This is a genomic window from Lachnoclostridium sp. An118, assembly GCF_002160985.1.
Classification (GTDB): domain Bacteria; phylum Bacillota; class Clostridia; order Lachnospirales; family Lachnospiraceae; genus Claveliimonas; species Claveliimonas stercoravium.
In genome coordinates, this window is the sequence record NZ_NFLQ01000011.1 from 39,385 (window position 1) to 61,913 (window position 22,529).

The window sequence follows — 22,529 nt, forward strand, 5'->3', positions numbered from 1 at the left end:
CAAACGTAGTACAATACTTCCAAGTACCACGTCTGGAAGGGAGGCTTTTTTGCGGAGCGGCCCTTTGCGGAAGGGATATATGGTCAAAATGCTCCGGACGCGGAGCGGGAGCAATAGATATACAGTAATTACAGAAAGCAGGGAAAATATGAGTTTTGCACATCTGCACGTCCACACAGAGTACAGTCTGCTGGACGGGTCCAATAAAATAAAAGAATGTATCTCCCGGGTGAAGGAGCTGGGCATGGACAGCGTGGCCATCACCGACCACGGCGTCATGTACGGCGTCATTGACTTCTACAGGGCGGCAAAGGCCGCGGGGATCAAGCCGGTGCTCGGGTGCGAGGTGTACGTGGCTCCGGGCTCCCGGTTTGACAAGGAGGCCAGGGGAAACAGCGAGAGCCGGTACTACCACCTTGTGCTGCTGGCAGAGAACGATACAGGATACCACAATCTGATGAAGCTGGTCTCCCGGGGATTTACGGAGGGCTACTACTACAAGCCACGGGTGGACATGGAGCTCCTGGAGGAATTCCACGAGGGGATCATAGCCCTCAGCGCCTGCCTGGCGGGAGAAGTGGCGAGAAATATCGGCCAGGGCCTCTACGAGGAGGCAAAGGAAGCGGCCCTGCGCTATGAGAAGATCTTCGGGAAGGGAAACTTCTTCCTGGAGCTCCAGGACCACGGCATGTCCCAGCAGCAGATGGTGAACCAGGCCCTGGTGCGGATGAGCCGGGAGACAGGCATCGAGCTGGTGGCCACCAACGACGTCCACTACACTTACGAGGACGACGTGAAGCCCCACGACATCCTCCTCTGCCTCCAGACAGGGAAAAAGCTGGCGGACGAGGACCGGATGCGCTACGAGGGAGGACAGTACTATATCAAATCAGAAGAGGAGATGCGGGAGCTCTTCCCCTACGCCCCGGAGGCTCTGGAGAACACCCAGAAGATCGCGGACAGGTGCAATGTGGAGATCGAGTTCGGCGTGACCAAGCTGCCCAAGTACGATGTGCCTGAGGGCTACACCTCCTGGGAATATTTAAATGAACTCTGCCACAAGGGGCTGGAGGAGCGGTACAGCCCTGTCACCGAGGAGCTGAAGGAGCGGCTGAAGTACGAGCTGTCCGTCATCCACGACATGGGCTACGTGGACTATTTCCTCATTGTGTGGGACTTTATCAAATACGCCAGGGACAACGGTATCATGGTGGGACCCGGGCGGGGCTCCGCCGCCGGCAGCATTGTGGCCTACTGCCTGGGCATCACCAGCATTGACCCCATCCGGTACCAGCTCCTCTTTGAGCGGTTCCTCAACCCGGAGCGTGTGTCCATGCCGGATATTGACGTGGACTTCTGCTTTGAGAGGAGGCAGGAAGTCATCGACTATGTGGTGCGCAAGTACGGCTCTGACCGGGTGGTGCAGATCGTCACCTTCGGTACCCTGGCAGCCAGGGGCGTCCTGCGGGACGTGGGGAGGGTCATGGACCTGCCCTACGCCTTTGTGGACACTATCGCAAAGATGGTCCCCACAGAGCTGAACATCACCCTGGACAAGGCACTGGCCATGAACCCGGAGTTGAAAAAACTGTACCAGGAAGATGACCAGGTGCGGGAGCTCATTGACATGTCCAAGAGGCTGGAGGGACTGCCCAGGCACACCTCCATGCACGCCGCCGGCGTGGTCATCAGCCAGAAGGCGGTGGACGAGTACGTGCCGCTCTCCCTCGGGTCTGACGGCTCTGTGACCACCCAGTTCACCATGACTACCCTGGAGGAACTGGGGCTTCTGAAGATGGATTTCCTGGGTCTTCGGACCCTGACTGTGATCCAGAACGCGGTGGAGCTGGCCCGCAGGAGCACGGGGAAGGAAATCGACATACACAGCATTGATTATAATGACAAAGCGGTGCTGGATTCCATCGGGACCGGAAAGACGGACGGCGTCTTCCAGCTTGAGAGTTCCGGGATGAAGAGCTTCATGAAGGAGCTGAAGCCTCAGAGCCTGGAGGACATCATTGCCGGGATCTCCCTGTACCGCCCGGGCCCTATGGACTTTATCCCCCAGTACATCAAGGGGAAAAACAACCCGGAGCTCATCACCTACGACTGCCCTCAGCTGGAGCCCATCCTGGCTCCCACATACGGGTGCATCGTCTACCAGGAGCAGGTCATGCAGATCGTCCGGGACCTGGCCGGCTACACGCTGGGGCGCAGCGACCTTCTGCGCCGCGCCATGTCCAAGAAAAAGGGCGATGTGATGCAGAGGGAGCGGCAGAATTTTGTCTACGGCAACCCGGAGGAGGGCGTGCCGGGCTGCGTGAACAACGGCATAGACGAGAAGACGGCCAACAAGATCTACGACGAGATGATCGATTTTGCAAAATATGCTTTTAATAAGTCCCACGCAGCGGCCTACGCGGTAGTGTCCTATCAGACGGCTTATCTGAAATACTACTATCCGGTGGAATTTATGGCGGCCCTCATGACATCCGTGATAGAAAATCCATCGAAGGTGGCAGAATATATTTACAGCTGCCGTCAGATGGGGATTGCCATCCTGCCTCCCGACATCAACAAGGGAGAGGGAAATTTCTCCGTGGACGGAGGCGATATCCGGTACGGCCTGGCAGCCATCAAGAGCATCGGGAAGCCGGTGATCCACTCCATTATCGAGGAGAGAGGACAAAACGGACTCTTCCGCAGCCTGAAGGATTTCATCGAGAGGATGTCCGGAAAGGATGTGAACAGGCGCACCATCGAGAACTTTATCAAGGCGGGAGCCTTTGACGGCCTGGGCGGCACGAGAAGGCAGTTCATGGCCATCTACGTGCAGATCCTGGACCAGGTGAACCAGGAGAAAAAATACTCTATGACCGGACAGATGTCCCTCTTTGACCTTGTGGATGAGGAGCAGAAAAAGGAATTTGACATTCCCCTGCCGGATGTGGGAGAGTATGACAAGGAGACGAAGCTGGCCTTTGAAAAAGAGGTCATCGGTGTGTATCTGACCGGCCATCCCCTGGAGGACTACGAGGAGAAGTGGAAGAAAAATATCACAAGGACCACCCTCGACTTCCAGATCGACGACGAGACCGGGCGGTCCAAGGTGCGGGACGGCATCAAGGAGACGGTGGGCGGGATGATCACGGCGAAGACCATCAAGCACACGAAGAACAACAAGATGATGGCTTTTCTGACACTGGAAGACCTGGCCGGCACGGTGGAGATCGTGGTGTTTCCCAGAGACTACGAGAAATACCAGCGGATGCTGGGGCAGGACGACAAGGTGTTTATCCGGGGCAGGGTCTCGGAGGAGGACGACGCTCCCAGCAAGCTGATCTGTGAGAGTGTGGTGCCCTTTGAGCAGACAAGGAAGGAGCTGTGGATCCAGTACGAGGACAAGGCCGCCTATCTGGCGGATGAGGAGCACCTCTTTGACATGCTCAGGGCCTCCGACGGGGATGACTCTGTCGTCATCTACTGCCGTGCGGAGAAGGCGGTGAAGAGGCTTCCGGCCGGGAAAAATATTTATATTGAACCGGGAATACTGAGCAGATTGACGAATTATTTCGGAGAAAGTTGTGTAAAAGTTGTAGAAAAATCCATTGAAAGCATAAGGTAGATAATGTAGAATGTAGGAGAATAAGGGAAAGATACCAGACTATGAATACATGACAAATGGAGGAAAAATCATGGCAGAGAATAAGGTGATTCGCACGATCGGAGTTCTGACAAGCGGCGGTGACGCGCCGGGAATGAACGCTGCTATCCGTGCGGTGGTGAGGACAGCATTAGGGAAAGGCATTAAGGTAAGAGGTATCCGCAAAGGATATCAGGGACTTCTGGATGAAGAAATCATTGACCTGACTGCAAGAGATGTATCCGACACGATCCAGAGAGGAGGTACCATTCTGCAGACAGCCCGCTGTGAGGAGATGCGTACAGAGGAGGGCCAGCAGAAGGCGGCAGCGATCTGTAAAAAATATGGCATTGACGGACTGGTAGTCATCGGAGGAGACGGCTCCTTTGCGGGTGCGCAGAAGCTGGCAAACCTGGGAGTAAATACCGTGGGAATTCCGGGTACCATCGATCTGGACATTGCCTGTACAGAATATACAATTGGATTTGACACGGCTGTAAACACAGCTATGGAGGCTATTGACAAGGTAAGAGACACTTCCACATCCCATGAGAGATGTTCCATCATCGAGGTTATGGGAAGAGATGCCGGCTGGCTGGCTCTGTGGTGCGGTATTGCCAACGGTGCGGAGAGGATACTCCTTCCGGAGGAGCACGATTATGACGAGGCCGCCATCATCGAGGACATCCAGGAGTGCAGAAAGCGCGGGAAGAAGAACTATATCATCATCAATGCAGAGGGGATCGGAGGCTCTATCGAGCTGGCCAAGAGGATCGAGGCAGCCACAGGCATGGAGACAAGAGCCACGATCCTGGGCCACATGCAGCGCGGCGGAAGTCCCACATGCAAGGACCGCGTGTACGCATCCATCATGGGAGCAAAGGCAGTGGACCTTCTTCTTGAAGGCAAGAGCAACCGGGTAGTCGGATACCGCCACGGCGAGTATGTGGACTTTGATATCAACGAGGCGCTGAACATGCAGAAAGAGATTCCTGCTTATCAGTATGAGATCGCAAGAGAGCTGGCACTGTAAATGACAAAGGACGTATTGATCAGCATTTCCGGGCTCCACTTTGGAGCGGGGGAGGATAATGCGGAGGGCGAGCCGGTGGAGATCATCACTCCGGCCGCCTACTATCTGAAAAATGACAGGCACTACGTACTCTACGACGAGGTTGTGGAGGGCGTGCCCGGCACGGTCAAAAATACGATCAAGATCATTGGCGACAGCCTGTTTGAGGTGCGCAAGAGCGGCATTGCCAACGCGCGGATGGTATTCGAGAAGGGCAGGATGAACATGACTGCCTATCAGACACCCTACGGGGAGATGATGGTGGGGATCCATACAAGAGATATCACTACCGAGGTGGCGGAGGAAAGCATCCATGTGCATATCAGCTATGCCCTGGATATCAACAGCGAGCCTCTGTCGGACTGCGAGATAGACGTGAGCATCCGGCCGGTGCACGGCGCCGTGCAGGAACGGCTGTCACAGATTTCAGAGAGCTGAGAAAAGTGCGGATGGTAAAAGGATCAAAACAAAAGCTCCAGGCTTTCAGCCTGGAGCTTTGCTTTTCCTTATACCTGGTACAATACGTATTATATTTTGTCCCGAAGCCTGGCGAGGAAGCCCTTCTTCTTCTGGGGCACCTCCAGAGGGCCGCGCAGGCCTCTCACCGCTGTGATATAGATGCCGCTCACAGTTGCCTTGACTTCCTTCTTCACAGGGATAAGAGGAAACACCTTTGAGTCGCACATCAGCGTCATGATCTTCGGACCTACCTTTGCCTTCACAACCGGAACCTTGGACCGGCGCAGATACTTGGGTGTGTTTTCCAGCACAATGGAAGGAAAGCCTGCGTCCTTCAGGCGCATGGTGCGCTTGTCAATGATGAGCATGGTAACTGTCTGTGCCGCGGCGTCCAGCTGCTCCTGCTGCGCAGCCTGCCTTTTCTCAGCTCTTTTGCCGAGGAAGTACAGCACGATACACGCAATGATCAGAACGACCAGGATTATTGTCAAAACAATCGTTAATGTAGTCACGGGGAAACCTCCTCACTATGTAATAATCGCACAGTATATTTTAACATTGTTTAGGGGCTTGCGCAATGTTTTTCTTGAAGGGATTTGGTTTTTTGGATGAAATGGCAGTGAAAAAATATAAAGCTACTTTTCTTCAAAAGAGGGATGTGCTATACTGATACGAGTACCCGGCAAAGAAGAATAGCAGGGTGACAAGAAATCCAAAAGAGTCAAGAGGTGTAGATAATGAAGAGAAAAGCAGCGCTTTTACTGGCCGGCATGCTGGTCTGCTCCGCCGCACTGGCAGGCTGCTCCGGCGGTAACCAGGCGTCTAATGACTATGTGACGGTCGGCGGTTACAAAGGAATAGAAGTGGACAAGGTAGAGGACCAGGAGGAAGTGACAGACGAGGACATCGACAATTACATTGCTTCCGTTCAGCAGCAGAACGCACAGGAGGTGACAGACCGCCCTGTCCAGGAGGGAGACATTGCCAATATCGACTTTGTTGGAAAGATGGACGGACAGGAGTTTGACGGCGGTTCCGGACAGGGGTATGATCTGACTATCGGTTCCGGGCAGTTTATCGACGGCTTCGAGGACAGTGTCATCGGCCATAGTGTGGGCGAGACCTTTGACTGGAACGGCCAGTTTCCGGACCCCTACACAGGAAATCCCGATTATTCCGGCAAGCCGGTGACATTTACCATCACAGTCAACTCTATCAGCACCCTCCCGGAGGTGAACGATGATTTTGTAAAGACTGTGTCAGAAGAGTCAAGTACAGTGGACGAGTACAGGGAGGAGGTCAAGAAGACCCTGGAGGAGTCCGCTGAGGAAAATTATAGCTACAGCCTGCAGGCAGAAGCCTGGGATGCAGTCCTTGAGAAGGCGGAGGTAGAGAAGTACCCCGAGGACGAGGTGAATGCGATCAAGGATCAGCTCATCCAGCAGTATAAGGATGCGGCAGAATCCTACGGCATGACCTATGAGGACTTTATCACAAGCCAGATGAACACGGATGTGTCCAGCTTTGAGAAGCAGGCTGAGGAGGCTGCGCAGCAGTCCATCAAGCAGAAGTATGTTGCCCGTGCTATCGCAGATGAAGAGGACCTGACGCCTACGGACGAGGAGTATGAGGAGCATTTCCAGGATCTGGCAGAGTCCTACGGCTTTGAGGATGTGGATGCGCTTAAGCAGGCGGCCTCCGAGGACGATCTGAAGGACATGGTGCTCCAGCAGGTCGTGCAGGAGTGGCTGGCAGACAACTGCATACAGGTAGTCAATGACTCGGCGGAGTAGGAGGCAAAACGTATAGGGAGGCAGCGCTGTGAGGGCGCTGCCTTTTTTATGTCCGAAGCGGAGGCGTGTTTCTGTATGATGGTGTTTTTATTGGACAGCTTGCCATTTATTCTGATTACAAGAACAAGATCCACAAAAAGGAGAGGAGGAATCAGAATGAATGTAATTGTCAGTATGATATCGGTGGAAGGGAAAAAGGTGTATCACCGGCCGGACTGTGTGTATGTGAAGCGGATGAAGCCCCAGAACCGGATGAGCCTTTCCCGAAAGCAGGCGGTGGAACAGGGATGCCGCTGCTGCCGCTGCTGCGGCGGCCTGCGGGGAGAGATGAGGGAGACTGCTCAGATCCTGGCATGGCAGAGGGATTACCGGGTGTCTCTGGATTATGTGAAAAAGACAGACACTCTGTATGTGCGGACACGCATTGGCTGCTGGAAAATTTTTTGTCAGAGGGACGGAGCCTTGTATCTACTCTTCCACAGAAATACCTACAGTAATTCTATGCCGCTTGAGCAGGCTATCCAGGGAGATTACCATCGGCAGGGAGATGTAAAGCCTGCGGAATCTCTTTTGAAGCTGATCCGGTATATTGCGGATCATGACAAGGCGATACTGATCATCAGGGATGATTACCGGAAACTGCCCCAGTCCACAAAACGGCAGAAGAAATATTACCGGCAGGCAGAGCGGAGAGTGAAAAGATTGGAACAAAGGCAGTCCCGGCAGCGGATGGAAGATCTGTTTCGGGAGATTGAGGAGAAGGATCCGGAGATGCGAAGGCTGGCATTTTGTTAATGACGCAGGGATTACGAAAAGAATGTCTGCAAAGTGAAGAAGGGGAAGACGGATATTGGGGAGAGTTAGCATTGACTCGGGTAAAATAGGAAGTGTGATTTCAAAGAGTGATAAAATAGTGGGGGCGGATGTGGTAAAGTCTTTTTTACTTGCGTTGATAGATGAGTATAAAGATGGAAAAGCCCTGTGGATTTAAATCCTCGGATTTGGTTTGACTAACTGGAAGCAATGTATAAGAATTCCCGGTATCCAGAGCATGATGGAAAATCTCCCGCCCCATAGTTGATTTCACATGTCTGTAGAGTTATAATCCAACTACCGATGTTCATGGCTGGCGGGAGCTGGGGACTGAAGCCGTGCGCATGTGTGCGGCGGCACTGGCGTGGCATCCTGGTTTTGCCAATAGAGGCGGATTTTTTGTCCATTGCGGAGGTAGCAATCGTGAAACAAAAGATAATTTTACCAGGCATTCTTTTGGGCCTTCTTCTCTTCTGCCCGCTCTGCGTGCAGGCGGCGGATACTGCCCGGGAGTCGGCGGTCCCTATATGGCTCTGCATTCCATTTGCCGGACTGCTCCTGTGCATTGCCGTCATGCCCCTTATTAAGGGAGAGTGGTGGGAGACACACCAGCCCCATGCGGTGATCTTCTGGATCCTGGCTATGGTCATCCCCTTTGCAGTCTGCTACGGGGCGGGTCGGGCAGTGGAAACGGTGCTGGAGTGTGCCGTGAATGATTACCTGACTTTTATTATCCTTCTGTTCGGCCTGTTCTGCGTGTCGGGCAATATTACCATGGAGGGGGATTTTGCGGGATCCCCGCGGGTCAATGTGGGGCTTCTTGTCCTTGGCACGCTCCTTTCCAGCTGTATCGGCACCACCGGAGCCAGCATGCTCATGGTGCGCCCGGTGCTGAAAATGAATTCATGGAGAAAGCGGAAGGCGCACCTTATGGTCTTCTTTATCTTTCTTGTCTCCAATATGGGCGGCATCCTTACGCCGATCGGAGATCCGCCGCTGCTCATGGGCTTCATGAGGGACGTTCCTTTCTTCTGGAGTCTCCGTCTGTTCCCTGTCCTTATTTTTAATATGGTCCTCCTTCTGTTTATCTTTTACCATGTGGATAAGAGAATGTACCGCAAGGATATTTCCGAGGGGCGCAAGCCGGATATCAGCAGGCCGGGGACACAGTTTTGTATTGACGGCCTCCACAATCTGCTCTTCCTTGCGATGATCGTAGGCGCCGTCATCTTAAGCGGCGTGCTGCCGGGGCTTCCTGTCTTCCAGGACAGTGCGGGGAATGTGCTCGGCCTGCAGATTTTCGGCGGCGTTACGCTGAGTTACCCATCCCTGATCGAGATTGTGATCATTCTCGCGGCGGCCTTTCTCTCCTTTAGGACAACGCCAAAAGATGTCCGGACGAGGAACCACTTTACCTGGGGAGCGATCCAGGAGGTGGCGGTGCTTTTTATCGGCATCTTCATTACCATGCAGCCGGCTCTGATGCTGCTGCGGCAGGTGGGCCCGGATCTCGGCCTAAATCAGCCCTGGCAGCTCTTCTGGGCCACCGGCGCCCTGTCGAGCTTCCTGGATAACACGCCCACGTACCTTGTCTTCCTCACAACCGCGGGCACGCTGGGCTTCACAAGCGGGATCGGGACCAGTCTCGGCACGATCCCGGCGTCCTTTCTGTCGGCGATCTCCTGCGGCGCTGTGTTCATGGGGGCCAATACCTACATAGGAAACGCACCGAACTTTATGGTGAAATCCATCTCGGATGAAAACGGCGTCAATATGCCTTCGTTCTTCGGATACATGCTGTGGTCCGTCGGGATTTTGGTCCCGGTCTTTCTTGTGGACACATTGATTTTCTTCTTATAAGGGGGGACAGATATGCAGGAAAACAGAGAAAAATGTATGGAACTTGCCAACCGCGTTTATGATCTGGACGGAGAAGTCTACAGCTGCGTCGGGTCTTCCCTTGGAAGGACTTTTACCGGAAACAGGGAGAGCACAGTGCAGAACCTGTGCGGCCTGATGCTGACCAGACCGGGGGGACACCTCTTGAGGAGCGAGCTGGCTCTGATCAGCAATATGGCAAGAACCATCAAAGATAAAGAAAAACGGGCACAGATGATGGCGGAATACGATGCGCTTCTGAAAGAGATCGAGGCGCTCCCGGACAGCTTCGGGAAGGTAGACATTGTAGATCTCTCCCGCGTGGAGTTAAATCTCACCGCCCGGAAAAAGCTGTCGGAAAAAGATCCCCTGGTGATCTGCATCAGCCGCACGCAGGGGAGCGCCGGCAACGACATCGGATTTGAGCTGGCGGATGACCTGCATATTAACTATTATGATGTGGAAATCTTCAATCAGGTCTTAAACCGGATGGAGGTGGAAAAAGGATCAGTCGGAGATGCGGAGACAGAGCATTTTGAGGAGTTTGACAAATACCGCAAAAGCAGATTTAATCTGAAAAAATGGCTGCATGAGTTTAACCGCTATCACGGACTTTCCAAACAGGACGCCGTATTTTTCAATATGAGCGATCTGATCTGCGATCTGGCCAGGACAGAGGACTGCGTGATCATGGGGCGCTGTGCGGATTCCATTCTCACTAACAACCATATCCCTCATCTCAGCATTTTTATCAGCGCGCCGTTTCCGCTGCGGGTTCAGAGAATCATGGCCTCCAAAAATATGGATCTGCGCCATGCGAGCCGCTTCCTGAAGCAGATGGACCGGCAGCATCAGAAATATTATGATTTCTACACATACGGCCGGTGGGGACATCCGGAAAACTATGATCTGTGCATCAACAGCGCCAATTACGGGATCAGGGAAACCATTGATCTGATTGAGCGTCTGATTGACACCCCCGGGAAGACGGGGAATGAGGGCGCATGATTCTAACGGAAATGTTATTTGTTAGACAATCATTCTTAATTTCCCGTCCTGCATCTGCCAGACTTAGCGACAAGACAAAGACGCCTGACGGCGAGACGGGCGACAAAGCAGTTTGGAGGTATGTGGGACTGCAATAATGGCGGGATTTACCCAGATTTAACAATCTCCCACCTTTTTACTTGTTATAATAAGAGCGAACGGGAGGGGTATTATGCGTGGAGATGGCAGCAGATTTATAAGAGAACATCCGGTGATCCTGATCCTGCTGATCGCGGTGCCTGTGTGCCTGGCGGCAGGACTGGCCACAGGCATCTCTGGGCTCCTGGGCGGGAAAGAGGGGCTTCCCGGGTATATTTCCAGCTGGGTCTGGAGACTGGCAGTATCCCTTGGGATCCTGGCCACAGTGCTGTACATGGTCATCCGGGGCATAAATGCAGGCAGACGTAAGGGAGCGAGCGCAGTCCGCACCGCTCTCATGGCTCTGGGAGTGGCGGTATGCCTGCTTCTGGTGATCTGGCTGCTCCAGGCGCCTATACGGGACATTCCTTATCTGATGGCGCCGGAAGACACCTATGTGCGTCAGTCCAGCTATGATGTGAGCTCCGGCGAAAGCCCGGGCTGCTACTGTGTGGAGGGCATCAGCGCAGAGGGAGAAGGGGTGGGATTTTGTGAGCCAGGAAGAGGCCAATACGATGGTCGCCTCTGTGTTCGCATCCGGGGAGAGCCGCTTTGAGGATCATCCCCTGATCCACCTTGTCAACAAAAGAGGACAGAGTATCACGGTATTTGTGCGCAATACGACAGAGCACGATGCCCCTGTGCAGGACTGCATGGCTGATGTCATTTCCTTGAGCAACGACAATCTGGAATATGAGGGGATAGATGTGTTCCTGCCGGGAGAACTGATCCTGTCCTGGTCCGGAAGAGAAAAGATGGCAGAGCAATATGGGGAACCAGATGAGACAAACAAGATGGGAGACCATCAGACAGAATATACCTATCATCTTTTTGGGGAAGAGTACGGACACAGGATACGGCTGGGCTACGGCCCCAACAATCTCCTGCACTCCATCTGGATAGAAAACTGGATAGAGACAGATCAGTGAAAGCTGGGACAGGACCTGTAACGGGACAGATTTTGAAAGGAAAGCATGACTTTTTGTTCCCCTGCATACATTGTAAAAAGAATGTATGCAGGGGTTTTTATGAAGGAGTATATTGAGGAGAGGGCAGTGGAGATCGCATGCTATATCATTGAACATAAGGCGACCGTAAGGCAGACGGCAAAAAGATTCGGGGTAAGTAAATCTACCATACATATGGAAGTGATAATATAGAGCGATTTGTGTGGATGGTGAGATAAAGAAATAATGCCGGTCAGCAGACCGGCTGTTTTTGCGAAAAGAAAACTTGCTAAATCAGAGATAATATTAAATAATAGAAATTAGAAACGGCCAGACTTTATGGCAGGAGAAATTGTGACTGAATAATAGATGATTGGAAATCAAAAGGAAAGGAAAAGAACGATGTCTGAATGGAAGAATGTTACTGATACATTTTCAGAGGAGGAAAGACATTATAACGGTAAATATCTGGAAATTGATGAAGTGTATGATGATGTGGTTGAAGTCAGTGTGTTTTCAGCGTTGGATGAGCCATATGAAATATATTTCACTTATGATATATTTTTTGGAATTGTATATGCTGAAAAAGAAAATGTTTATGAAATCAGGGACGAGATGAAGCGAGAGCTTCAGACAGAATACGAAAAGCATAAACAAGTAACAGATGAGTTTATAAATAAGTTTTCCGAAAAATATGGTGTATGTATGCCGGGAGATATTTTCTCTAATTTTGATATTTCAACATTTTTTTAATGGAGAGTCTGAGAGTTGGAGCAGAGGGGCAGTGAATGAAATAAATGGAGGAATTTTAAGAATGATCACAACGGAAGAAGCTGAAAGAATAGATGGGGAATTTACGAATGCTTTTGAAATGGAAACTGTAAGTTGCAGACAGGCCGCTGAGAAAATGTATGACGCGTGGCAGGATCTGTATTCTATAATGGAGCGGGAAAATAATTATTCGGATAAACTGGGGAGCGATATCCTGGACTGGCAGATCGGAAACTGGGCGAATGACGTTACTATGGCGCTTCATAATGCCGGATTATATAAAAAGTGCATTGAAGTAAACAGGCAGATACTTAAAATTTCATGGGGGAATGGCGGAGAGTTGTTTCATGAAAATGCCAGACGCGATATTGCCGATGAATACAGTGGCAGCGGCAACATACAGAAGTGTTATCAGCTGTATGAAGAATATTTGAATGCTGATCCCCTGTGGGGATGGGGATGGATCGGGTATTTCCGGCAGTTAAATGACCATGATGATACCAAATATGAGCAGGTTCTAAACGAACTGTATGAGAAAGTAAGATCAGGTGTGGAGTTCCGTGATAAGGAGGATCTGTATCGGGAACTTGGTGATGAATATAATACGCTGGGTAATCAGGAGCGGGCAGATTTCTTTTATGGTCTGGAAGATAACGAGAAAGCGATAAGACAGAAAAATATGTTTGCGAATACAGTTTCTACGAGTGAAACAGAGAAAGCAATCGAAAAGATTACACACAGAAGTCAGAATTTTCCCAAAGAGGCATTCCAGGTGTTAACAGAGAATGAAGAAGAGGCGAAACCGTATCTGAGAGAATCATTGGAAAAAGCGATACGAGAAAAAACGGATCTGGACAGTGACTATCAGCTGCATTTTTATGCATTGTTTCTGCTGGGGCAGTTTCAGGACAAAGAAGCATTTCCCAAAATTACAGAACTTGTATCCCTCCCGCCGGAGGTTGTGAGCTATCTGATCGGAGATGCTGTTACATCAGGATTGTCGGATATCCTGTACAATACATACGATGGGGATCTGAATCGGTTAAAACAGATGATTGCGGATATAAAAATCGATGAGTATGTCCGGGCGGATGTGCTGGATGTAATGGGACAGTTATATCTGGATGGAGAAATCCCGGAAACAGACTGGAAAAGTTTCCTTTTACAGAAAATTCACGGGGCACAGGGATATGACCACATTTATAACAGAATAGCAGATCTGATCTGCAGATGTCATTTTGTCGATATGCTTCCGGAGATCCGTTATATGCTTGACCATGATCTGATGGATGAGGGATATCTGGGAAAATATGATTCGTGTGTGGATCTTATGTTTGATTACGGCGAGGAAGAAGAAACGTTTTGTGCGAAATCAATGGATGCTGCTGAATGCCTTAAGTCATGGGCGATGTTTGCAGACAGCAGTACGAAAAATCCGGATATGAGTGAGAAAGACCTGGAAAAAATGTTCAGGGCAATGGAAAGAGCCGTGAATCCTCTGATCCGAAAAAAGAAGATCGGGAGAAATGATCCCTGTCCCTGCGGAAGTGGGAAGAAGTACAAATTCTGTTGTATGAATAAGCCAAAAGAGCCTCTTGATGAGATTGAAACGCCTGAAGAACGGCGCAGATGGCTGGAGCGGTATCCGGCTGTGGGCGACGAGCGGAAACATGGAAGGGTCTATCTGAATGATTATTATGACAGAGAAAGCATCGAAACAGATAAAATCCTGTATCTTGGTTTGATGCACCGCCCGGGGCCGATCTGGAACCGGGATGAGCAAAAAGAAAACCGCCGTACAAAAGAATATCTCTATCTGGCATTTCAGAGGACAGTTGAAATGGCGAACAGGGAAAGAGTGACATCACTGGCAGAGTTTGATAAAAAGCACAGTATCCATTACCGGTGTGAAGAGTGGATCGGCAGACTTCTAGAACTGTTGAAAGATGCCGGCGATCAGGCGATGTATAAAGAAGTTGATAACTGGACAAAAACGATGAAGAAGTAAGGCGGTGGAAAGAGATGTATCTTCAATGTACAAAAAAGATGCTCGATAAAATGGATATACAAAGAATCGAAATGCTTCCGGCGGGTGACTGTAATGACGGGGCAGGCGGATTCTATTCATGGCATGTAAATTATATTACGGTCAATCGGCGGAAAGCAATCGTGTGTATGAATAATCTGACAAGGTACCCGCTCGTCCTGTACCGGCCAAAAGCAAAGGATATCACGCATCTGGAAGAACGGATTAAGGAAGGAATCCGGGCAGCGTTCCGGGAAGAAGGGGTGCCGGAGATCGTTACGGAGGAATATCTGCGAAATTGCGGCAATGTGATATACTCTAAAACGGCGGGGAGAAGTCTTGTGGCGAATCTGAACAAGACGTGCGAGACAGTGGGGTACTATATTGAACTCATGGATGAAGAGTCTGTGATACAGAGAAGGATCAGCCTGGCGCTCGGACGCTATATTGTAAAGTTTGGAGAGGAGTATGACTATCCTTCGGAGAGATTATTCCGGGGGCTTTGCCTGATGAAAGGAATGCCGGAAGAGAACTGGGAACAGATACTTCAGATCGAGAATTATCAGTTGAAAATTAAACTTATGCTTGCCGGGTATGATATCTGGCGCCGTATTCTGATTCCGTCCAGATGCACATTCAAACAGCTTCACCGGGTTATACAGGAAACTTTCGGCTGTTTGATTATCATCTCCATGAGTTTACTGTACTAGACGAAACGTATATTCCGGAAGAGCATACCCCATTATATGCATGGCCGATAAAAATCAGGATTGTCGATGGAGAAGACCCGGAAGCGGAAGAGTATCTGGAACCGGATCAGTATGAAGTGAAATACGATAACCGGACAAGTCTGAGAGAAATTTTCAGTGATATGGAACGATGTCTCTATACATATGATTTTGGAGACAACTGGGAACATGAGATTCTGCTGGAAAAAGTGATAAAGGACAGCCATAACCGTTTTCCGGTCCTGCTGGAACGTGAAGGAGAAAGACCGCCGGAAGATGTAGGGGGACCGACTGGATTCAAGGAGTATCTACGTGTCATTTCTGATCCTGAATCTCCGGAATATGAGTCCATGGCTGCATGGTCGGAAATAACAAAAGCAAAAAAGAGAACCGTAGAGGAGATCAACCGAAGTCTGCGGTATTATCACTGAGACGAGGATAGAGATCACGGAAAAATCTTGAAAAATAGATGTATGAGGAAAAGGAGAATAACATGATCGCACCGAGGAAGATAAAATTTGAAGCGAAGAAAAAAAGAGATGAAAATTATGAATTTCGCATTTTCTTAAAAGGGAATGCAGATGATAAGGAACTGGATGAGCAGTTCCACAGACTGCATAGAGAGCTCTTTGCCGGATATGACTGCAGCCGATGCAGAAACTGCTGCAAGATGTATCGCGGGAGTATTCCGGAAGAAGATCTTGCACGGGATGCAGAGCATATGAGGCTTACAAATGAGCAGTTTATTGAAAGATATCTGGGAAAAAAGGATGGAGAAAACAGATACCAGACAAAAAACATTCCTTGTGATTTCCTCGGTGAGGATGGAAACTGCCGATTGGGCGACTGCAGGCCGGAAAGCTGTAAGAAATATCCATATACGGATCAGCCGGACAGATGGGCGAGCCTTTACAGTGTGCTGGATGTGATCGAAGTTTGTCCGGTTGCATTCGAAATCTACGAGAGACTGAAAAAAGAATATGGGTGGAGATACAGGAGATGACCTTTCCTCGCAAGGAAAGAATGAGATAATCTTTTTATAAATACAACAAAGGTGTTGAAGGATAATCATGTATGCAAAACAGCCTAAAAAACTTTTGATCTTGAATATCCTGGATATTCTGCGTAAATATACTGACGAAGATCATCGTTTGAGTCAGAAGGAAATAGCGGATATTCTGAAAAATGAATACGACATGAAAGCAGATCGGAAAGCAATCCGCCGGAATCTGCTGAATCTGATGGACTGCGGCTATAATATCGAATACAGTGAGACAATCAGAAATGTACCGGTGAGAGATAAACAGACCGGCGAAGTCCTCAGAGACAGCAAGACGGGCAAACCGATCATGGAGGAAAATGAACTATGGTCGGATTTTTACCTGAAAAGAGAATTTACAGATGGAGAACTGAGGCTGCTCATTGACGGACTTCTTTTTTCAAAACATATTCCTTACAGTCAGTGTAAAGAGCTGGTAGAAAAACTTGAGGGCCTTTCCAATATTTATTTCAAATCCAGAGTCAGATATATCGCCACGCTTCCGGAAGACAAAACGGATAATAAACAGCTTTTTTATAATATTGATGTACTGGATGAGGCAATCAATAAGAACCGCAAAGTATCCTTTGAATATGTGGAATACCTGACAGATAAGAAACTTCATTCAAAAAAGAGGGAAGATGGAAGTGTCAGAGAATATATGATTACACCTTATCAGATGGTGGCAAAGGAAGGAAAATATTATCTGATCTGTAACTATGACAAATATGATGATGTCTCCAATTATCGGATCGACCGCATACGGAACATAAAAATCCTGGATGAAAAGGGAAAACCTTTCCGGGAATTAAAGTGGTCCGGTCATCAGAATCTGGATCTGGCAGAATACATGAAGGAGCATGTATATATGTATTCCAGTGAGAATGTTCATGTAAAATTTCGGATTGTAAAGCCCATGATCACGGATGTGATCGATATGTTTGGAAAAGATGTGGTATTCTCGGATGAAGATGAGACTCATGTGACGGTCACGACAAAGACAAATGAGCGGGCGATGGAGCAGTTTGCAAAGAACTTTGCGCCGGATGTAGAAGTGCTGAAGCCGGAGAGCATGAGAGAAAAATTGAGAGAAGAGCTGGAAAGGGCAGTGGAAGTGTATAGAAATATATAATATATATCAGACAAGAAAAAAACGAAGATTATCAAATTAATAAATTAGAGAATACACTGCAAAATAAATTGCATATTGTAAAAAATATTATGGATTCATAATATGAAATCTCTTTACCCCAAATTTGGTAGGAATATTCTCTTGTAAGTCCGCAATCAGTTTTCAGGCTGATTGCGGACTTTTCTCTATTCTTCGTCATTTTCCATTAGATCAATAAATTCTTCAAGACTCATTCCTTCTGGAACTTTTGCAACTTCAACGGAAAGAAAAGGACCATTTTTTCCGGTATCTGCTTCATCATCTTCGGGCTCAGCAGGAGGAAGCAAAAGGTCATGGTAGTCATTGATGAATTTTGTAAAAGTCAACGGATCCAAGGCTGCATGGTTTCTTTTTAAGAATTTGCTTATCAGAGGAAAAATCCGATATGACTCAGACAGAGCATCCGTCGGATAATACTCGCAGTCTAATAGACGTGGATAAAGAGCCGCTATTGTGTCCGGTTTATCATCACACAGAAAATATCCACATGCATCGTGAGATTCTGTCTCTGCGAGAACAAAGACTCCACCACAGAACATCCCTTCTGGCATATTTGGATTGTAAAGAACATCTCCGGAGTGAAAAGGCAAGGAAAAATTTTTCTTCATAGAAATAGAAGTTGGATTTGGGCGATAAAGCACACCGGTATACAAAGCCCATTGGTCTTTATCCATATTAACAGCATACATGGAACCTGGACGCACATCCACAAATGCAAGTCTGTAATCCGGGAGAAATCTGGCAGCCATCAGAAAATCCCCGTTGGAGTTCTCTTTATAAATCGTGATATGAATGATAACTCCTTCATTTTTTGGAATTATCTGCAAGGCCGATTCCAGGGTAGGAAAACCTTCCCGGATGCTGCGGTATTCCCGCCAGAAACGCTCCCCTTTTGGAAGAATATGGTATTCTGCATAATAAACGTCAGGCTCATCTGTTTGATAAAATGCACCGATCAGCTCTTCCTGCTGTACGATATACGCTCGCAGGAAAGTATGTGTGCTGTCTCTGTACTTTTCTTTTAGTCCCATTGTTCGGCTGCCGGTCGGACAGTCGGGAAGAGTTTCTATGATCTCCCGCCATGCAGTACATTTTTCCTCTAAACTGATTGTTTCACACTGCCAGGTAAGCCAGGCGGCTTCCAGAGCGGTTGGCTGATATCGGATTTGTTGTAAATGATTACGGACAGTATCGGAATTGACAAATTTTAAAAAATCTATCATGTATGTTTCCCCTTTCTACTTTAGAATTCCTTTTTACATGGATTACGATACTATCCACAGTGGGTCTTTTTTGGTCCATCATCCTTGCTATACTTGCCTCAACAAGAAAAAGCAAAGGTAAGTTACCGGGAATTAATAAAACATGAGAGAGGTCATTGCTTATGAATATTTATCGTTTTATCCAATCAAAATCCGTTCAGGAACATCTGGAAAAGATCAATTATATATTTTCTTCATTAGAGATGGCATATATCATCTGGCAGTGTCCGGATGCGACTTTGGCTGAAAGATTTGACGCCTGGCAGGAGATCATCGATACCATGCCAGACACTCCACTTCCTGACAGCATGGAACTGAAAGAAATGGAAGGTGTTCATGAATTTTTGAGACAATATGTGAAACTGCAGCAAGAGTTCCTTGATGAATTCAATGGGGAAGAGGACGGGGTATATTTTTATAGATATATCGTCAGAGAACTACCAAATAAGTCGTGGCCTTGGGAGTATATCACAATAGAAAATTTTGATCATGCTTTTCTGATCGATCCATCAAAATATGAAAGCTCTATGGTCTCCTTGATTATGGAGATGGTCAATCAAATTTTAATAGAAGTCTTTTCAGCTGTGGCACAATGGGAAACAGAAAAGCGGGCGAAGAGACAGAGAGAGGGCATCGAAGCCATGAAGAAGCGGGGAGAATGGGAACGGTATGGAAGGCCCCGTAAATTGGAAAAAGAAGCCTTTTTGCAACTCTACGAAAAATATAAGGATACACCCGGCTGGTAAGCATCTGTCTGTGAGGAGGCTCATATATCGCTGGCTACATTAAAAAGATATATGAGGGAATACGTGCCATAATTAATATTGATACTACTGTGTCGTTGGTGTGTAATAATGTAAAAATAAAAATTAGAATTTTATGGATTATATGTAAAATTGTTGAAAAATATAATGGAAAGATATATGATTATAGTAACAATAATCCATGTAAAAGGCGGTGCCGATTATGAGAAAACTGTCTAAAAAAGAAGCAAAAAACGTAACGGGCGGAAAGAAGTATCAGTGTAGATATTGCAGCTTTTCCACAGACAGTCGTGATGTAATGACTATGCATTATAAGGGGCTGCATAACGTTACCTGGCCGTAACTTGAGAACTGAAGAACCATGGCCCTTAGCCATGGTTCTTTTGCGTAGGGGGAAATATGAATATCATTTATAAACTGACATGGCAGTATATGAAAAAAAACCGGAAACGCACAAAGGCGACGATTTTGGGAATTATCTGTACCTTGGCCGTCCTGAGCGCCATCTATCTTTTCTCCCAGACCCTGTTAGATGTGATTAGAAGCAATATTATAGAAGAGCAGGGCGGCTATCATGCTATTTTCCATGAACTGGATCAAGAGCAATATCTAAAGTTAAGCCAGGACAAAAAGATCAAGCATGTTCAATTGGAGAACTGCAGTAGCCATGATGGGAAAAGTGCTTTGTGCGCCAGAGTGGAACTGAAGAAGGTGAACTGGCTTATTTTTTCGACTACACAGAAGATAGCAGAACAGCTTGGAATGCGACAGCTTCCGGAAAATGAAAGGACAGAATTGCCATACCGGGTGTCCGGGAAATACGATGTTACATATCATATGGAGCTTTTGCAATATTATGGCATTAACCAGGTGGGGAAATTTGGCGTGGGGGTATTAATCAATTTAATTCTCTTTCTCGTAATGCTTATGGGAAGCGTTTTAATTTATAATGCCTATGCCATCTCGACATTTGAAAAACTAAAGTATTTGGGAACGCTTGGCAGTATTGGGGCCACCGACTTCCAAAAGGCAAGCGTGGTCTATTGTGAAGGCATCCTGGAGGGGATAGCAGGCATACCTGTAGGGATTAGTGCAGGGGTGCTGCTGGTAAAAGGCATCATCCTTGCTCTTCGGAAGCTTTTCTTTTATGAAGATACGCTCCTAGTGACCGTGACGGTAAAGGAGATACTCCTGCTTGTTCTTCTCGGATTTATCATGATCTTTTTCGCCTGTCTGTTTCCGGCGTGGAAAGCTGTCCAGGCGTCAGGATTAGACCTGGCTGTGCGCCCTTATACCATAGGGATAAAAATCCGCCAGAGGACGAATTTACTCGGAAAACACCGTATATTGGGGACGGTAGGGATGCTGGCGGCAAAAAACATCTGGATACGCCGGAAAAATTATATATCCAATGGAATACTGATTACCCTTAGCTTTTGTGTGATCCTGGATGGGGCGGCTGCCATGCGGGGGATCAACGGGGACTACTACCCAAGGGATGACCGGAGGCGTGAGAAATTACAGCTATGGGCAGAATTATATACAATGGATCAGGATAAGATTGAAAAATTCTATCAGGATGTAAAAGATCTCCCGGAAGTCACTTCCGTTTCACTGGAACGAAATCTGGATTGGGGCGGGATATTATTACAGCCCGGACAGATCCAAAAAGACTTGCAGGAATTTGAGATATCGGGTGTAACTGGCTTTGGTGGGCTTTCACGGGAAGAAGAACTGTCACAGATTAAGGGTGTGAAGGATATGCACTCAGGAAAATGGATAGAGGGATATTATCTGCGTACGGTGATTGTTGGGTTAGATGACAATACGTTCCAGAATTATGTGGAAGCGGCGGGCTGTCAGATCCCGCGTCAGACGGGAGGGGCTTACTCCGTGCTGGTAGAAGATTATGAAGAGGTCCTGACTCCCCAGGGCGTGGATCAGCGGAGCATCCTGGATTTGCGTCCGGGAGATAGCTTATCCTTTTATTACAGCAGATATGGGGATATGGAAGCCTATACGATAGGAAAATGGTATAGCGAACTTGATGAAATAAGACAGGGAAATTTTACGGTAATAGGGACCACGCAGGCCCCCCCGCCGTATCCTTATTTCTCTGGTATGCAAGATAATATAGATGGCTATCAGGAAAGAACGCTGGGTATTTGTCACATTTATATGTCTATGAGTGATTTTAAAAAGCTGCTGAAGGACCCTGCTTATCATGAGACTTATGGAGAACATCCAACGGATACGTATGCTTCTAATTATGAAAGCAAAAGCATTGCAACTTATGTAAAATTCGAAATAAAAGGGTCGAGAAAAAACGATGAGAGCGGCTTATTAAGCCAACTACTGTACGGAGCAGAGTCATCTTCTCAAATGGAAAAGGAGAAGCGGATAGGAGAAAAAATCAAAAAAATTGCCGAGGATGTAGGGCTTACGCAGGGAGAAGCGGCGGATTATAATTACATGCTTGCGGACGGAAGGGTATTGCCGGAAAATGACACCTTTGTTTTTAACAGCCGGCTGCTTTGGCAGAGGAACCAGTACTTCCATTCGGAAAAATTCTTCCAGCTGATCCTGGGATATGGGCTGGTATTGTTGATCACAATACTGTCTTTAACCAATATTTTCCAGAATATTTCTACATCTATGAGGATGCGAAGGAAGGAGTTTTCGGCTTATCAGTCCATAGGAATGTCTCCGGCTTCTTTAAGAAATATGCTGCTTTTCGAGGCCGCCATATATGGGGTGAGCGGTTGCCTAGCAGGCATACCACTAAGCTTTCTTCTCCTGTATCAGGTATACCTTAGTTTTAAAGTAAATTATGCGCTCCGCTGGGAAATGCCGTGGGATATGGTTCCTGTACAGATCGTGTTTGCAATCCTAATCATTGTCGTACCTGTTGTTTGTGCCATGTCCCAGCTGAAAAATTTAAATATTATAGACTCCATCCGGGATGAAAATATGTAAGG

The 22,529-nt window shown here is 48.0% G+C and carries 16 protein-coding genes and 4 pseudogenes; 18 read left to right on the forward strand and 2 right to left on the reverse strand.

Annotated features, from left to right (window positions below; all coding sequences use genetic code 11):
- The first annotated feature begins 148 nt into the window (after positions 1–148).
- From B5E62_RS10470 to B5E62_RS10480, 3 genes are all read left to right on the forward strand, one after another.
- Positions 149–3,625, forward strand: a complete 3,477-nt coding sequence (locus B5E62_RS10470) for a DNA polymerase III subunit alpha (RefSeq protein WP_087174576.1) — start codon at positions 149–151, stop codon at positions 3,623–3,625.
- Positions 3,626–3,695: 70 nt separating this feature from the next.
- Positions 3,696–4,676 carry a 6-phosphofructokinase gene (gene pfkA, locus B5E62_RS10475; RefSeq protein ID WP_087174577.1) on the forward strand — a complete coding sequence of 327 codons (981 nt, stop codon included), beginning with the start codon at positions 3,696–3,698 and terminating at the stop codon, positions 4,674–4,676.
- Complete coding sequence (locus B5E62_RS10480; RefSeq protein ID WP_087174524.1) at positions 4,677–5,153, forward strand: DUF1934 domain-containing protein; 477 nt, start codon at positions 4,677–4,679, stop codon at positions 5,151–5,153.
- Between the two features lie 89 nt (positions 5,154–5,242).
- On the opposite strand, the gene B5E62_RS10485 is transcribed toward B5E62_RS10480, so the two are convergent.
- On the reverse strand, positions 5,243–5,686 hold the full coding sequence (locus B5E62_RS10485; protein ID WP_087174525.1) for a hypothetical protein: 444 nt from the start codon (positions 5,684–5,686) through the stop codon (positions 5,243–5,245).
- A gap of 225 nt (positions 5,687–5,911) precedes the next feature.
- Between B5E62_RS10485 and tig the strand changes: the two genes are divergently transcribed.
- The 13 genes and pseudogenes from tig to B5E62_RS10550 all read left to right on the forward strand — a co-directional run bounded on the left by tig (position 5,912) and on the right by B5E62_RS10550 (position 17,486).
- A complete protein-coding gene (gene tig, locus B5E62_RS10490) occupies positions 5,912–6,967 on the forward strand; it encodes a trigger factor (protein ID WP_087174526.1) in 1,056 nt (351 codons plus the stop codon).
- Positions 6,968–7,123: 156 nt separating this feature from the next.
- On the forward strand, positions 7,124–7,762 hold the full coding sequence (locus B5E62_RS10495) for a hypothetical protein (protein ID WP_087174527.1): 639 nt from the start codon (positions 7,124–7,126) through the stop codon (positions 7,760–7,762).
- A gap of 441 nt (positions 7,763–8,203) precedes the next feature.
- Positions 8,204–9,640, forward strand: coding sequence for a sodium:proton antiporter (locus B5E62_RS10500; RefSeq protein ID WP_164488614.1), 1,437 nt, complete (start codon positions 8,204–8,206; stop codon positions 9,638–9,640).
- Positions 9,641–9,652: 12 nt separating this feature from the next.
- Positions 9,653–10,666: a cytidylate kinase-like family protein gene (locus tag B5E62_RS10505; protein WP_087174528.1), complete on the forward strand. Its 1,014-nt coding sequence runs from the start codon at positions 9,653–9,655 to the stop codon at positions 10,664–10,666.
- A gap of 211 nt (positions 10,667–10,877) precedes the next feature.
- Positions 10,878–11,399 carry a hypothetical protein gene (locus tag B5E62_RS10510; protein ID WP_087174529.1) on the forward strand — a complete coding sequence of 174 codons (522 nt, stop codon included), beginning with the start codon at positions 10,878–10,880 and terminating at the stop codon, positions 11,397–11,399.
- Positions 11,335–11,772, forward strand: a complete 438-nt coding sequence (locus tag B5E62_RS10515; RefSeq protein WP_143468850.1) for a hypothetical protein — start codon at positions 11,335–11,337, stop codon at positions 11,770–11,772. Before B5E62_RS10510 ends, B5E62_RS10515 begins: the two co-directional genes overlap by 65 nt.
- Before the next feature lie 99 nt (positions 11,773–11,871).
- Positions 11,872–11,994 (forward strand): annotated as a pseudogene (locus B5E62_RS10520) (sporulation transcriptional regulator SpoIIID); the annotation flags it as partial.
- 165 nt (positions 11,995–12,159) lie between these two features.
- Positions 12,160–12,543, forward strand: a complete 384-nt coding sequence (locus tag B5E62_RS10525) for a hypothetical protein (RefSeq protein WP_242957843.1) — start codon at positions 12,160–12,162, stop codon at positions 12,541–12,543.
- A gap of 697 nt (positions 12,544–13,240) precedes the next feature.
- A pseudogene (locus B5E62_RS17655) lies at positions 13,241–13,900 on the forward strand (DUF1186 domain-containing protein); the annotation flags it as partial.
- 162 nt (positions 13,901–14,062) lie between these two features.
- Positions 14,063–14,143: pseudogene (locus tag B5E62_RS17660) on the forward strand (SEC-C metal-binding domain-containing protein); the annotation flags it as partial.
- Positions 14,144–14,583: 440 nt separating this feature from the next.
- A pseudogene (locus tag B5E62_RS17750) lies at positions 14,584–15,746 on the forward strand (plasmid pRiA4b ORF-3 family protein).
- A 38-nt stretch (positions 15,747–15,784) separates the two neighbouring features.
- Positions 15,785–16,318 (forward strand): YkgJ family cysteine cluster protein, encoded by a 534-nt coding sequence (locus B5E62_RS10545; RefSeq protein WP_224763869.1) that lies wholly within the window; start codon positions 15,785–15,787, stop codon positions 16,316–16,318.
- Between the two features lie 148 nt (positions 16,319–16,466).
- Complete coding sequence (locus tag B5E62_RS10550) at positions 16,467–17,486, forward strand: helix-turn-helix transcriptional regulator (protein ID WP_242957845.1); 1,020 nt, start codon at positions 16,467–16,469, stop codon at positions 17,484–17,486.
- Positions 17,487–17,671: 185 nt separating this feature from the next.
- Here B5E62_RS10550 and B5E62_RS10555 read toward each other — a convergent pair whose 3' ends face one another.
- Complete coding sequence (locus B5E62_RS10555) at positions 17,672–18,748, reverse strand: hypothetical protein (RefSeq protein ID WP_087174534.1); 1,077 nt, start codon at positions 18,746–18,748, stop codon at positions 17,672–17,674.
- 161 nt (positions 18,749–18,909) lie between these two features.
- Here B5E62_RS10555 and B5E62_RS10560 point away from each other — a divergent pair, with 161 nt between their 5' ends.
- Both B5E62_RS10560 and B5E62_RS10565 read left to right on the forward strand, forming a co-directional pair.
- Positions 18,910–19,533 (forward strand): hypothetical protein, encoded by a 624-nt coding sequence (locus B5E62_RS10560; RefSeq protein ID WP_087174535.1) that lies wholly within the window; start codon positions 18,910–18,912, stop codon positions 19,531–19,533.
- A 417-nt stretch (positions 19,534–19,950) separates the two neighbouring features.
- A complete protein-coding gene (locus B5E62_RS10565; protein ID WP_087174536.1) occupies positions 19,951–22,527 on the forward strand; it encodes an ABC transporter permease in 2,577 nt (858 codons plus the stop codon).
- Positions 22,528–22,529: the final 2 nt, after the last annotated feature.